The organism is Bacillus sp. FSL R5-0397 (assembly GCF_038593395.1).
Taxonomy (GTDB): Bacteria; Bacillota; Bacilli; order Bacillales; family Bacillaceae; genus Bacillus; species Bacillus altitudinis.
Genome location: NZ_CP151992.1, coordinates 3388648 through 3402640 on the forward strand (window position 1 = coordinate 3388648; position 13993 = coordinate 3402640).

The following is a 13993-nucleotide window of genomic DNA, read 5'->3' on the forward strand; positions in this document are numbered from 1 at the left end:
ATTTTGGTAATATAAGTAATCATTTATGTGTATTAAAGGAGTAAAGAACATTGGAGTATATGAAGAGTGATCTCTCCCAAGAAGAGGAAGCAAAAGGTTTTTTTCGATTCTTTAAAATTTTTGTCGCGACAAAAACGATTATTCGCTCATATGAACATACCTCTATTCCCATGTGGCTGATGATACTCCTTGCAAGTATCGCTGGTACTAGCTGGATGTACGAAGGGTATTTTAGTGAGTATATGGGCAATCATATTCCATATCCTTTTATTCTGTTACACGGAGCAGGTTTTGGTATTTTAGTAGGCAATTTCCTTCTATTTTTCGGTTCATTCATTTTACAGTGGTTAGGGCGACTGTTTTTTGGCAGTAAAGCGCCGTATCGAGATGTGCTCAAAGCTTGCACACTGACGGTCATTTTTCCTTCCACCTTATTTGCTCTTACTTGGATTTTTACTGTGGGGTTGCTTGGTCCGTATACATTTGTGAAAATCTCACCCTATTTAGACCAGCACTATGAAGTATGGTATTATCTCAGTGTTTTACCACTGGTTGATGCGTATACCAAGACATGGATATTTGGGATGGCTGTTTTAGGCCTTGTCGCTGTGATGAAGCTGAGAATATGGCAGGCCTTTATCATTGCCATCACACCGATCGCCTTATTTTTTCTCATCATGACCCTTCTCTATGACGTCCAGCGGGCTATGAATTGGTTGATGTAAACAGGCATTCCTTAGGTTGTTGGAAACCTTTGCAGTCTAGGCAGTACGAATATGGGGTTTGTATGAATACTGAGGAACTGCACAAAGCAGTTCCTCAGATTGTTGACAAAGGGCTAAAATGAACTTTATTTTAGCCCTTTGTCTTCTTTTCAGCGTGATAGAAAACCTTTGCAGTCTAGGAAGGACGAGCATCGGCGCGGAGCGAATTTGACATTCGTGAGCACCGAAGCGCAGGACTGACACCGAATGCGAGGGTTTGTCTACACGCTGAGGAACTGCACAAAGCAGTTCCTTTTTTTCGTTCAATGTACATATTCTCTCTTCCTGTCTCATAGTGTGAAAGAGAAAAAGAATGCTATGGAAACAACAGGCGCTTTTCTGCCTTCTGTTTAGAACACCATGAGGAAAGAGGAGGAACGTTATGAAATTGAAAAATCAATTTGGGCAAGGTTCGGGTTTCGAAGGTCAAGATTTTCGCCAGCAACAATATGGAGCAAATCCGTATCCTGCGCAGCAGATGGGTTATTCAGTCCCTCCCCAAACGCAGGGTCAAATGCAAGGTCAAATGCAGCAGGGGTATTCGCCAATGCCGTCTACTGGTACTTCACAAGGAGGCCAAGGTGGGCAAAGTGGCGGGCAGCCCTATCAAATTCCTTCTGGACCGATTTATCAGCAGAACGTCACCGGTCAGCTGCCGCTTGAGCAGTCCTATATTGAAAATATTTTACGATTAAACCGCGGCAAAGTAGCCACGATCTATATGACGTTTGAGGCAAGTAAAGAATGGAACTCTAAGATTTTTAGAGGGGTCATTGAGGCCGCAGGACGTGATCACATTATCATTAGTGATAACAAAACTGGGACACGATACTTATTGTTAACAATCTACCTTGATTACATTACGTTTGATGGGGAAATTCAATATGACTATCCATACTCGATGTCTACGTATTCTCCGAGATAACCTCAAGGTCCTATCAGCAGCAAGGTGCAGACGCCCTTGCTTTTTTCTTTTGTCTAGGTTTTTGACACACCTTCGGGGGAAGGCTCATAAGATGCCTAGTAGTTTTTATTAAACGCCTAGAGGTGACATCAATGACTGTTGAGCTGGATTATACATCGCCGAATGTCAAATATTCATTTGACCTGAACCAAAGCCCCCTTGTGAAATATGACCAACACAACCTGATTAATGTTTTAGGAAAAAAACAATTAAATTCGCTCGATCAAGTATCTCTGCTGGATATATATTTGAGTAAAAGCAAAGTAGTAGAGCCTCATTATCATCAAAATGCTGCCGAGCTTGTTTATTGTATCGCCGGCTCTGCTGCTGTATCCATGTTGAACCCTTTTACAAAAAAGCTGTCCACCTACACCATTACCCCTGGGCAGGTAGCCAATGTGCCACAAGGCTGGTGGCATTACGAAGTCGCCTTGCAGGACAAAACCCATTTGTTAGCCATTTTTAACGCATCGACGCCAGAAGTCATCTTAGGTTCAGACCTTCTAACCCTCACGCCTTCTCACATCATGGCACATACTTATTGCATGAACGAAACGCAGTGGAAGCAGGCGACGCAGCCTGTGAAACCTGGTGTGTTTATCGGACCTTTCTGCCACCGGGAGGAAGAGACACAAACGCACCCTGTCCCCCCTTCCCACTATGTACCTTATTATCAAGCACCTCCGAACTATTCTCCTTATTGGAGTTAAGAAAAAAACCGATGCCCCTATGAGAGCATCGGTTTTTTATCTTATAAATTTTTTGCTGCTGCAATCACTAGCATGATCCAAGAAGCGATAAATGCCACTCCGCCAATTGGTGTAATGGCACCTAGAATCTTCACCTGAGTCAAGGCAAGCACATAAAGGCTTCCTGAGAAGAAAAGAATGCCTGCCAGCATCACCCAGCCAGCAGTCGGCACTAGGGAAACACCTGACAGTTTATCTGCCAGAAAGGCGACAATAAATAGGCCAATGGCATGGAACATCTGATATTGAACCCCTTTATTCCATATCTCAATATACTTTTCAGGAATTTTCCCTTCCAATCCATGTGCACCGAAGGCTCCAAGACCAACCGCAAGCATGGCGTTAATGGCACCTAATATGAAAAATAGTTTCATTCGTCATTCTCCTTATCTCATCAATTATGTTTATCATAGCGTGGGTCTTATCCAACATTCAACTTTCCTATGATGCTGACACGAGATTGTCGGATTTCTTCTTCTTTCGCAGTAGCACTTGATCGACCACAATCGCAATCAGTGTGCCAAGCACAAGACCATTGCTCAATAAAGAAATCAGCACAGGATGCATGCCTTTCAATGCCCCCTGCGGCACAAACATTGCGCCCACACCCGCTAAAACAGCGATGCCAAGCACAAATCGAATGCGCGGGATGTCTTCTTTTTCATACTGATCGAATTCAGACATAGCAATCCCAATCATAGAAGAGAACACCACAAAGTTCACAGCCAGCCCCACAGGAGAAGGCAATGCAGAGAAAAAGCTCATCAATAATGGAAATAAACTAATGAGGACAATGAGCAGACTGCCAATAAAAAATGGCTTTCTCGATGGAATTTTGGTTGTTTGTATAAAACCCGCTGCCCCTGAAATAGGGACAGGCGCAATCGCACCAATCAGTCCGCTTAGCAAATGACCAAATGCGGCGACAAAACCAGCCGGTCTGGCTCGTTTCCGCTCACGCAGTTCACCAAATGCCTTCACGGAACTTTCCACAATTCGAATACTTGCCAGCATATTCACAATGAGTAAGATCGTAATAAAAAAGGACGTGACAAGCAGTCCACTGTCAAAGACCGGCATGCCAAACGGAAACAGTTTTGGAAACTCAATGATCTGCTCAGGAATGCGAACTGGCTTCGCTAGTCCGAGTAAAGCAAATAACAGCCAGCCGCCTGCAAGTGCGAATAACACAGAAAACTGTCTTAAATAATGCCATTTTGAGCGGCTGATCATGAAGGTGATGACAATAATCAAGATCGATAGACAAAAGACAAGCCCATCTACCTGATTTCCCCGATAGCCGATCCCCATTAGCCCTTTCATGATTGGCTGACTTAACTGCACAACAAGTAGCAGCAAATAAATACCTGTGACAACCGGCGTAAATAAAGACGCAAGCCAATTAATGATTTTAAAGAGACTAAAAATAAAAAAGAACGCAGCACTAAAAATTAACGCCCCTTGTAATGCTTGCAAGGTTTCAGGATATGTGGCAAAAATCGTCCCTGTCATGCCTGCATAAAGGGTATATACCCCCCACCACAGCCCTGCTGGACTTTCATTGATTGGCAACATATGACCGCATAAACACTGCACCATCGCCACAAGTCCAAGTGAAAAGAATGTACTCTTAATCAGTTCCGCCGACTGCACTTGATTTAATTCAAATGCTTGTGCAATCGCAATCGGCACAGCAATAGAAGCTGCGATAAAAAATGCCATCCACTGAATGGCGCCCAAAAATAGTTTCAACCCGATCACCTTCCCTTTGTCGTGACAAGACCATTAAAAATCAAAAATAGAGTCACCGTTGCCATCTTTCTCTTGTTGACCCTCTTCTTTATGCTGAAATTTCTTTGCACCGCTAGTGCCCATCAATTTCTCTAGCATGGCTTGATCCGTAGACACAGCCGGTGCAGATGGTGTCTGTATAGATGGAGGTGGTGAAATGACCGAAGACTGCGGCATTTGCACCTGTGATGATGTGTCGAGAATGACATCACATAGTGAAGAGATGACCGCCGCTTGACGTTTCACCTCTTCATCATTTCCACTTTGTTTTGCTTTTTGAATGGCTTCCTCCATTTTTTGAAGCAGACTTGATATATGAATATTCAAGGGTAGACCCTCCAATCTAAAAAATTCGTTTTCCAACATTATTTTACCAAATGAACAAACCGAATGGGTTCCTTTTTTCAAAGCTGTGTGCTTCTGATCCTCTTATTTGACCCTTACCCAAGATTCACACATAATAAAAAAGAAACAATATCGTCTTTGAAAGGACTGAAAGATGAGCAAACTCACTGAACTCATTCACAAACAAAAAAACGTGCAAACACCAGCGGTTCAAGATCGAATCCGCCTTCTTAACGATTTGAAAAAAGCCATTAAACATCATGAAAAGGACATATTACAAGCCTTGGCCCATGATTTACATAAATCCGAGCAGGAAGCCTATACAACAGAAATTGGCATGGTATATGAAGAGATCAATCATACCGTCAAACATCTTCACAAATGGGCCAAACCATCTCGCGCGAAAACACCTCTGACCCATATCGGATCGAAAAGTATGATCATTAAGGAACCGTACGGAAGTGTTCTGATTATTGCCCCTTGGAACTATCCTTTCCAATTGGCCCTTTCGCCATTAGTTGGAGCCATTTCTGCCGGAAATGCCGTTACTTTAAAACCGTCAGAATTAACGCCGCACGTCTCAAACGTGATTGGCACGATTGTGGAAAGCGTGTTTCAAGAAGATCTTGCAGCGGTCGTTGAAGGCGGTGTGGATGTCAGCACAGAGCTTCTGAAACTGCCTTTTGATTATATTTTCTTTACTGGAAGTGTAGCCGTCGGCAAAGTCGTCATGGAAGCGGCCGCAAAGCATCTCACACCTGTCACACTTGAGCTCGGCGGAAAAAGTCCATGCATTGTCATGCCTGATGCAGACATCAAGCTCGCTGCGAAGCGAATCACCTTTGGTAAATTCACGAATGCTGGTCAAACATGCATTGCACCAGACTATTTACTTGTTCATGAATCGATCAAAGAGAACCTATTGCGTGAAATGACGACCTGTATCCGTGACTTTTACGGGGACCAGCCTGAAACAAATCCGCATTTCGGAAAAAATGTCAGCCAGCGTCATTTTGATCGACTTTCACAATTTCTCTCAAATGGCACGATTGTGACAGGTGGACAGCGTAATGAACAAGAGCTCAAAATCGCACCGACCATTCTAGATCACATTACATGGGAAGATCCTGTGATGCAGGAGGAAATTTTCGGACCTATTTTGCCTGTCATCACATTTGACTCTCTTCAAGAGGCAGCTGACATGATTCAGGCAAGACCGAAGCCGCTCGCTCTTTACTTATTTACAACCAATAAAGAAACAGAAGCCTATATTCTAGACAACCTCTCATTTGGCGGAGGCTGCATCAATGATACGCTGATGCATGTCGCCACTCCATATTTACCATTTGGAGGCGTTGGTGAAAGCGGTATCGGACGATATCATGGAAAAGAAAGCTTTTTCACCTTTACACATGAAAAAAGTGTCCTGCGCCAGACCAATCGCTTTGATTTTTCTTTCCGATATCCAAATGCGAAAAACGGACTCGACATTGTCCGCAAATTTTTAAAATAAACAGGACGAAGGGATTTTCCCTCGTCCTATTTTGATTCGATGTCCTTGATACACCAGTTGATTTCATCGATCCCCATTTGCTTTAAATAGGCGTTTACTTTTGAGAACGGACGGCTGCCAAAAAAGCCGTTTCTTGCAGAAAAAGGACTTGGATGAGGTGACTCAATGATGTAATGCTTGCTTTGATCAATTCGTTCTTTTTTATTTTGCGCATGTCTGCCCCAAAGCACAAAAACGACTGGCTGATCTCGGTCATTCAGGACGTCGATGACGCGGTCTGTCACACGTTCCCAGCCTTTGCCTTTATGCGAGTTCGCTTCTCCTTTTCTTACAGTGAGCACGGTGTTTAACAGCAAGACACCCTGCTCTGCCCAACTGACAAGCGAGCCATGGTTAGGGACCGGACAGCCCAGGTCATCCTTTAGCTCCTGAAAAATATTTCTCAAAGATGGCGGATGTTTGACACCAGGCTGAACAGAAAAGCTTAATCCGTGTGCCTGTCCTGGACCATGATAAGGGTCTTGTCCCAAAATCACGACCTTCACATCTTCATACGACGTCAAATGGAGGGCACGATAAATGTCATCTGGCTTTGGAAACACGATCTGCGTACGATATTCTTCCTTTACCCACTCACGTAATTCCTGATAATATGGCTGTTCAAATTCACTTTTCATCACAGCCCACCAGCTATCATTTAAAAATGGCTTCATTGCGGTTGTCCTCCTTCTGTCTGCTGTGCCAATCTTGAGATCATCGGTTTTCCATCCCATACAATCTCACTCTCTGATTCTCGTTTTTTCATCGCTGGTTCTTCTAATAGGACAGCAAAGTTCGCTGTCGGCAAATCACCCAGCCCATGCTTTTCACTCAGGTCATCTAAGTAGGTCTTCCTTGTTTCACCAAGATCACTCGACTGATTGCCCCCACCATCAAAGAACGCATAGATCACACTGGCAGTCGGCACTCGTTTGGCTCGTGCATGCTGCGTAACACGCAGGAAAAAGTCCCAGTCCCAGTAGTGATGCATCGCTGGATCAAAATAGCCGATCTCATCATGTATGCGGCGTTTGTACATACTACCAGAAGGAACATATGTAGAAAAAACACGCATGTCCTCAATGTCCGCTGTATAAGCAAACAAACGTCTTGATACTGGAATTCGAGTCGCACCTCGTTCTTCAAACGAAACAATTTCCGCATCCGAAAAGACAAAATCAGCGTCTTCTAGCGCCTTGCTCATACGTTCAATATGACAAGGCGTAAAATAATCATCGTCATCACTCAGCATAATGACGTCACCTGTCAGCTCCCGCACCCCAACATTTCTTGCGTTCACATGCTGGACATTCTCATCTAAATGAATCAAGCGGATTGGCAGCTCTGGATAGAGTTCCTGAATCACGTCCACTCGCTCTCCTGCATCATTTACGACCACAATTTCAAAAGGCTGTACGCTTTGTCTCGAGATGGATTCAAGCAGTTCACACAATGCGCTCAACCGGTTATGTGTCACAATTAATAAAGAAATCTTCATATCGGCCTAACTCCTTTAATAGATTCGTCTTTTTCATTAAAACATAAATCGGCTTTCTTCTCATGATATAAAAGACGGTTTGATTGATCGAGAAAATGGGAATTTTTGATGAAAAGGAGTGATGATGATGGAATTTTTCACAGTTGAGAATAGTAAAGAAGCCAAACAGACGATCGAACAGATACAGTCAGCAAAGGACGATGTGTTTGTTTTTGCGTATGACCCCGAACGCTCTGATACCGTTACTGAGTATACGGAAGCAAAGAGCATGACAGCTGTCGATCAAGGGATTTTAGATCAGATCGCCAATGTCATTCGCACCAGGGATGATGAACTGATGGCCAAAATGATGTCGACCGGCGCCGATCAAGAATTAGCCTTAACGCTTTTAGAGGAGCTGAAAAAAGGAAAATTGGTGATTTGTAAAAGATAAAGAATGAGGCGTTCCATGAAGAGTGGAACGCTTTTTTATGCCGTTTCATTGTGATAAATGGAAAAGCTGATTATAATAAGGGGTAGAACAGTAACTGTTACACATCACATTGGAGGTTCAGCAACTATGTCTATGAATAAAGCACTCACCATCGCAGGTTCGGATTCAAGCGGCGGTGCAGGTATCCAAGCAGATTTAAAAACGTTTCAAGAAAAAAACGTCTACGGGATGACAGCTTTAACCGTTGTCGTTGCAATGGATCCTCATAACAACTGGGATCATCAAGTGTTTCCAATCGATACATCAACAATCCGCGCGCAGCTCTCGACGATCGTGGAAGGCATCGGTGTAGATGCGTTAAAAACAGGTATGCTGCCAACAGTTGACGTCATTGAACTCGCAGCTGAAACGATCAAAACATATGAGCTGAAAAATGTCGTCATTGATCCTGTTATGGTATGTAAAGGTGCGAACGAAGTCCTTTATCCAGAGCATGCTGAAGCATTGCGCGAAAAGCTCACACCACTGGCAACAGTTATCACACCTAACCTTTTCGAAGCAGGTCAATTAAGCGGCATTGGCGAGATCAAAACGATGGAACAAATGGAAGAAGCCGCAAAACGTATCCATGAACTTGGTGCAAAATATGTGGTCATCACTGGCGGCGGTAAGCTAAGCCCAGATAAAGCGATTGACTTGCTTTATGATGGACAAACCTTCGAACGCCTTGAAACAGATAAGATCGACACAGAATACACACACGGCGCAGGCTGCACATTCTCAGCCGCAGTCACAGCTGAACTAGCCAACGGCTCAGACGTGAAAGAAGCCATTTATGCAGCAAAAGAATTCATCACAGCTGCCATTAAAGGCTCTTTCCAACTAAACGAATACATCGGACCAACGAAACATTCCGCACATCGTTTGGACAAATAAGGGGGAAATTATCGCAATAAACCATATGTATAAATAAATTTCAAAGTAATTTATAAAACTTACAGAGCGTATTGATGTGTAAACTAGTCATTCCTTTAATATTGCACAATTCATAAACAGTTGAACTCCCTTTTTATATTTGTTGCATTCTATATGTAATAAGTAAATTTTGGGGGTTCAACTTATATCAGTATTACAAGCCTTCCGCTAAGTCATTATAAGAGTTCTTCCACTTAGATATTTCCTGGATTCTCCTATTTTTATAAACTCCGAATGTTCCATTCATTTGATTTAATCAATCTTAATTCGTTTTGATACTATCTTTTCCAAAGATACCTTTCCATATCTTCCGTGGAACATAGAGTTCACATAAAGCGACAATTTTTGGTACTCTTTAAGTCGAACTTCTCCTGATTTGATATCAAAAGAAATTTTTTATTTCGGTACAACAACATCGACGATTACTTCTCTATTACCTAAGTATTCTTTAAAGTTTATAGAAGCAGTTATTAATATTAGGCGAGAAATCATCATCACGACAAATATTCATATTTCAACCCGCAAAATAAACACAATTTTAATACTCAAATAAATATTAAACCAAGGTCAAGGAAAATAAGAAAAATTGTCGCCATTATGAATACATATGATGTTTTTCTATCTTCATTCCAAAAATTAAAAATTAAAATAAAAGATACTATTGTAGTGATTAAAGCCCAAATTATCATTTAGTCAACCCTCCTCTATATTTGTAATGCTGTTTATAAATGGTTCTCTACGCTTTTTCAATTTCCAGGATTTATTATATTATGGTGTGAACCATTCATAACATTTTAGTCAAATAAGACTGAAAGGGGACATTAAAATTGCTTAACAATATAGGACGGACTATGCGATCAATTAGAAAGAACAAAGGATATACTCAGCATTATGTTTCTAGTGGTTTACTATCACAAAGTGCTTATTCAAAGTTTGAACTACATCGAATCGACATACTTGCGTCATCTTTTATGGCTTTACTGGAAAAAGTAGACGTTTCTTTAGATGAGTTTCACTATATTATGAACGATTTTCAATATACTCGAAGGCAAAAGTTTATTAACGATTTTTTTCGTACGACTTTCAATCATCCAAACAAATTAAGACAATTGATAACAGAATCTGAAAGGTTGCTATCAGATTCGGAGGACCAATTGGTCAGTGATATTCAATGTATTTGTACAGCTTTAATAGTGCTCCATGAAACGGGTAGTATTGAACAAGCACGCAATCACGTAGATACTGTTTGGGAACGTCTTTCTAAGCATGAAAATTGGTACCTGATTGATATTAGACTGATAAACTCTATACTTTTTATATTTCCTATAGAAACGGCTATACATATAGCAAAGAATGCATTGAAAAGACTTAATAAATATAAGAATTTTCAAGATGCTTATAAAATTGAAATTAATATTCGAGTTAATTTTTCGCTTCTTTTAATAAAATACAATAAATTCAAGTCGGCATTAGTTGTATTAGAAGAAGCAATCCCTCTCTGTAAAAGACATGGTGCATACAGGGAGATGGCCATCTGCTATGGTCGTAAAGGGATATGTCTAAAAAACTTAAACATGGCTTCACCTGAAGAGTATACTGAAAAAGCTGTAACAGTCCTTAGTATACTAGAGGAAAAAAAACTAGAAGAGATGTTATATACGGAGATCAAAAACTATTATTAAAGCCATAAAAATAAATTCCACAATTCAATAAGATACAAAATACAATAATTGATCTCACTTTACTGGATTGAAAGTGGGTTCAAGAAATACATAAAAGAATCTCAAAAAATAGTCCTAAGACAGACCTTAGGATTATTTTTACTATCTACTCATATATTAAATAAAATATGGATATCAGTTCTCTGTTTTGAGAAGAATGGTTATCCTTCCGCATTGTAATGTTTCTTGCACTTTTATAACTCATATACATTAAATATTCTATCTACAAATTTCTATTTATCTTCATACATTAAGATTTAGAATAAAACTGACATAGATAATCTTTAAATAAAAAAAGCATACCCGCACCCAGGTACACTCTTTCACCATACTTTTTTACCTACTTTTGCTGATCAGATTCTTTCGCCATTTTTCGAATAAAGGCTTCAATGGATTCAACAAATAAGGCATATTCTTTCATTTGTTTATACGTATCTGACAGCTTCTCTTTTAATTCTTCCTGCTCTAGAGAAGGTTCACCGAGAATAGATTGGACTTGAATCAGCAATTCTTTATATTCTTCACGTTTATCTTCAACATGATCTGCCATTGTCTCCAAGCGTTTTCTAGTCGTCGGCTGCTGTTTTGAATTCAAGTAAACAACCCCTTTTTGTCCTACCGCATTTGGATAAACGTCAGCCTCAGCTGTATATATTTTAAAATGATACCACAATTGAACCTGTTATCATATATGTAAAACGTCATCAAACCGCTTTAGGCCAACCTTGTATATACATGATATAGGCTTTAAGATACAGGCTGATCTCACTAGAAAAAAGCAGATCATTGATCTGCTCAGATTGTAGAGAAAGCCATGTTTTTCTACAATTTTTTGCGTAAGTATGATGAAGTGCTTTAATGAAAAAAAGTCTCCCATAAACCGAACATTTTTTCACAAGCAACATTTATTTTTTGCAAAAATGAACGACCGTTCGGATTGAGTTTATCCTCTTTCAACTGTAAGACTAAGTATAATCATATGAAAATGGTTGATGTGATAAATGTGATCATTAGATCCACATAAACCTTCTTAAAAATTAAATAGCCAATAACTCCCCAAGCTAAATACAACAACGGCAATGTGAATAACACAAGACCCATGGGTTGAAGATAACGTAAGTAAATATACTCCACTCTCCTATACAGCTATCTTATAACTTCCATGCTTGTCATTTCCCAATCTTTATCAGATTTTAGTGATATCTCTTTAGATTCCTTGCTTTCAATATTATATTCAATAATTCTGCCAATAACTCCATTCTTATCTCTCTCAAACATTCTTACCAATGCATAAATCTTGTCGTCTAAAATCTTAGCCTCTTCTAAACGTTCGTCATCTGATTTAAAATTAAGTGGAATCTTTTCAGAAGATATCTCTTTGAGGTCTCTGTTGAATGTCTTAATTTCTCCTTCATAGGAGACTATCGTGACTTTATCATCGTCTACGTTTGTCTTGTAGATAGTGAATCCTTTATCCATTACTATTTCTCTTTTCTTATCGAGAGTTTTTTTGTCGAGTACAACCAACATAGACTCCTGTTTACTGTCAACGCCATCGTTTAAGGCAAGTATTAACTCTTCGTTGTTTAATGACTTCAAAGACTCATTATTGTCAGGGAAGAATACTGAGTCTACGTCTAACTTTTTTCGTTTTTCTTTATGGGTTTTAGGATTTATTGAAGACATTGTTACACTTTCATCATTACTGAGAATGGCATAGATTTTTTTGTCTTCAAATATAGCTGTTGTTAATTCTCCTTCTAATTCAACTTGATTTTTATCGTTGTCATCTTCATTCCAGTATACCAATTCTCCTACTAAGCCATTCTCTGTAAAGCCAACGTTAATGTCGTGTAGAACATACCCATTAGAGTAGTTAATAAAGAATGCACCCTCGTCATCTGTAGATTTTGAAAGTGATTTTGTATTCAAAGGCTCTACCTTGCCAGTCTTCTTATTTAAAGACACATGGTAATTAGACCTATTAGATGAAAAGTAGATATTATTATTGCTTTGAGTAGAAGAAGTAAATCCTACGCAGTCTTTCATTGTCATACTCGACAATTTCTTTCCTTTATCGTTGTAGTTGACCATCTCGCATCCTCTGTCCATTGCCTGTGAATATATGATAGCAAATTTACTATCTTTCATATGGCTCAATTCTCCCTTAGAAGAGTCACCCACAGCCTCCTCTTTCTTTGAACATGCTGAACAAACAAGTACTATGGCGCAAGATAATAAAAGTAACTTAAAGTATTTCATTCAATCATCTCCCTTCAATTTTAAACAAGCAAAGCAATCGGGGAAATCCCCGACTGCTTATTAACTTACTTTTTATGATAAAAGACCTTCGTGTTGTTAGAGTTGACTAATTCCATTGGCGATACAACCGAATCAATTTTTATATTGTCAATGTCGTGTCCTTGATTCTTCCATGCTCTCCAAGCCAATTGAGAACAATAGAATTTTTTTGTAGTTTTCTTGTCAAAGAAGTTCAAATTGTATGGCTTCTTTTGATCGGCTTGCTTTTCAGCATATTTAGCCGCATTTACATATTTGGTATTATTAGACTTCTTCACCCATAGCCCATAAACCTTCTTTCTAGAACCCCAATTATTATTATATCTTCTGACTCCATGTTGTTTAATGGGACTCCAATTTTTATGCCAAGCCTCTACAGTCTTAGCTTTTTTCCTCGAAACAATTGCAGCGTGTCCGAATCCAATTGCAGAACTGCCTGAATTCAAATCATAGCTAACCAACACATCGCCTTTAGTTCCTAGGCTCTTGCTCTTGGCATTTACGCCCATCTTTTCTTTTTCTTCATTGTACTTAGGTAGATACTCATCAATCACACCATCTTTGATATATTGTTCGATATCTTTCTGCGACTCTTCGAATATCGCTTCTGCTTTTGCTTCCGTAGATACAGAATCATATTCCTTTTTGCTCATCTCTTGAAGTTCTTTAATCTGTTCAGAGGTCATTCCCTCTGCCTTCATTTCTTCTATTTCTTCTTTGACGCTTTCATCGTTCATAGAAGGAAATACATCTTTCGCTTGCGCATTTCCCTCCAATCCAAATCCAGTGAATAATACAGATGCCGACAACAAGGATGTGACAATAACATTATGTTTTTTCATATTACTACCTCCAATTACTTTTTTAGCGTGGTCCACATTTACCATATTAATAGTTAAT

General features: G+C 39.8%; 16 protein-coding genes. 7 read left to right on the forward strand and 9 right to left on the reverse strand.

Features of this window, described 5'->3' with window-relative positions; all coding sequences use genetic code 11:
* Positions 1–50: 50 nt before the first annotated feature.
* The 3 genes from NSQ70_RS17410 to NSQ70_RS17420 all read left to right on the forward strand — a co-directional run bounded on the left by NSQ70_RS17410 (position 51) and on the right by NSQ70_RS17420 (position 2438).
* Positions 51–725: a YIP1 family protein gene (locus NSQ70_RS17410; protein WP_073413058.1), complete on the forward strand. Its 675-nt coding sequence runs from the start codon at positions 51–53 to the stop codon at positions 723–725.
* Positions 726–1146: 421 nt separating this feature from the next.
* Positions 1147–1689 carry a spore coat protein GerQ gene (gerQ, locus tag NSQ70_RS17415; RefSeq protein ID WP_007497781.1) on the forward strand — a complete coding sequence of 181 codons (543 nt, stop codon included), beginning with the start codon at positions 1147–1149 and terminating at the stop codon, positions 1687–1689.
* Positions 1690–1820: 131 nt separating this feature from the next.
* Positions 1821–2438, forward strand: a complete 618-nt coding sequence (locus tag NSQ70_RS17420) for a cupin domain-containing protein (RefSeq protein WP_019743221.1) — start codon at positions 1821–1823, stop codon at positions 2436–2438.
* Positions 2439–2479: 41 nt separating this feature from the next.
* Here the strand turns inward: NSQ70_RS17420 and NSQ70_RS17425 are convergent, their stop codons facing one another.
* The 3 genes from NSQ70_RS17425 to NSQ70_RS17435 all read right to left on the reverse strand — a co-directional run bounded on the left by NSQ70_RS17425 (position 2480) and on the right by NSQ70_RS17435 (position 4595).
* Positions 2480–2851, reverse strand: a complete 372-nt coding sequence (locus NSQ70_RS17425; RefSeq protein ID WP_003215282.1) for a DUF423 domain-containing protein — start codon at positions 2849–2851, stop codon at positions 2480–2482.
* A 67-nt stretch (positions 2852–2918) separates the two neighbouring features.
* Entirely contained in the window at positions 2919–4229 is a 1311-nt protein-coding gene (locus NSQ70_RS17430; protein ID WP_342502308.1) for a purine/pyrimidine permease, read from the reverse strand.
* Between the two features lie 33 nt (positions 4230–4262).
* Positions 4263–4595 carry a YwdI family protein gene (locus NSQ70_RS17435; protein WP_008343634.1) on the reverse strand — a complete coding sequence of 111 codons (333 nt, stop codon included), beginning with the start codon at positions 4593–4595 and terminating at the stop codon, positions 4263–4265.
* A gap of 172 nt (positions 4596–4767) precedes the next feature.
* On the opposite strand from NSQ70_RS17435, the gene NSQ70_RS17440 reads away from it, so the two are divergent.
* Complete coding sequence (locus NSQ70_RS17440; protein ID WP_041507948.1) at positions 4768–6126, forward strand: aldehyde dehydrogenase; 1359 nt, start codon at positions 4768–4770, stop codon at positions 6124–6126.
* Between the two features lie 26 nt (positions 6127–6152).
* Here the strand turns inward: NSQ70_RS17440 and NSQ70_RS17445 are convergent, their stop codons facing one another.
* Positions 6153–6839 carry a uracil-DNA glycosylase gene (locus tag NSQ70_RS17445; protein ID WP_017360124.1) on the reverse strand — a complete coding sequence of 229 codons (687 nt, stop codon included), beginning with the start codon at positions 6837–6839 and terminating at the stop codon, positions 6153–6155.
* Positions 6836–7663, reverse strand: coding sequence for a glycosyltransferase family 2 protein (locus NSQ70_RS17450; RefSeq protein ID WP_041507949.1), 828 nt, complete (start codon positions 7661–7663; stop codon positions 6836–6838). The genes NSQ70_RS17445 and NSQ70_RS17450 overlap by 4 nt, the downstream gene beginning before the upstream one ends.
* Positions 7664–7790: 127 nt before the next feature.
* Between NSQ70_RS17450 and NSQ70_RS17455 the strand changes: the two genes are divergently transcribed.
* The 3 genes from NSQ70_RS17455 to NSQ70_RS17465 all read left to right on the forward strand — a co-directional run bounded on the left by NSQ70_RS17455 (position 7791) and on the right by NSQ70_RS17465 (position 10753).
* Positions 7791–8096 (forward strand): general stress protein, encoded by a 306-nt coding sequence (locus tag NSQ70_RS17455; protein WP_008343646.1) that lies wholly within the window; start codon positions 7791–7793, stop codon positions 8094–8096.
* Positions 8097–8222: 126 nt separating this feature from the next.
* A complete protein-coding gene (locus NSQ70_RS17460; protein ID WP_008343648.1) occupies positions 8223–9032 on the forward strand; it encodes a bifunctional hydroxymethylpyrimidine kinase/phosphomethylpyrimidine kinase in 810 nt (269 codons plus the stop codon).
* A gap of 866 nt (positions 9033–9898) precedes the next feature.
* A complete protein-coding gene (locus NSQ70_RS17465) occupies positions 9899–10753 on the forward strand; it encodes an Rgg/GadR/MutR family transcriptional regulator (protein ID WP_285528699.1) in 855 nt (284 codons plus the stop codon).
* 379 nt (positions 10754–11132) lie between these two features.
* Here NSQ70_RS17465 and NSQ70_RS17470 read toward each other — a convergent pair whose 3' ends face one another.
* From NSQ70_RS17470 to NSQ70_RS17485, 4 genes are all read right to left on the reverse strand, one after another.
* Positions 11133–11387, reverse strand: coding sequence for a hypothetical protein (locus tag NSQ70_RS17470; protein ID WP_008359596.1), 255 nt, complete (start codon positions 11385–11387; stop codon positions 11133–11135).
* Positions 11388–11767: 380 nt separating this feature from the next.
* Positions 11768–11893 (reverse strand): DUF2651 family protein, encoded by a 126-nt coding sequence (locus NSQ70_RS17475; protein ID WP_235701652.1) that lies wholly within the window; start codon positions 11891–11893, stop codon positions 11768–11770.
* A 45-nt stretch (positions 11894–11938) separates the two neighbouring features.
* Entirely contained in the window at positions 11939–13054 is a 1116-nt protein-coding gene (locus NSQ70_RS17480; RefSeq protein ID WP_268363142.1) for a hypothetical protein, read from the reverse strand.
* A 65-nt stretch (positions 13055–13119) separates the two neighbouring features.
* Positions 13120–13935, reverse strand: a complete 816-nt coding sequence (locus tag NSQ70_RS17485) for a YiiX/YebB-like N1pC/P60 family cysteine hydrolase (RefSeq protein ID WP_096882013.1) — start codon at positions 13933–13935, stop codon at positions 13120–13122.
* Positions 13936–13993: the final 58 nt, after the last annotated feature.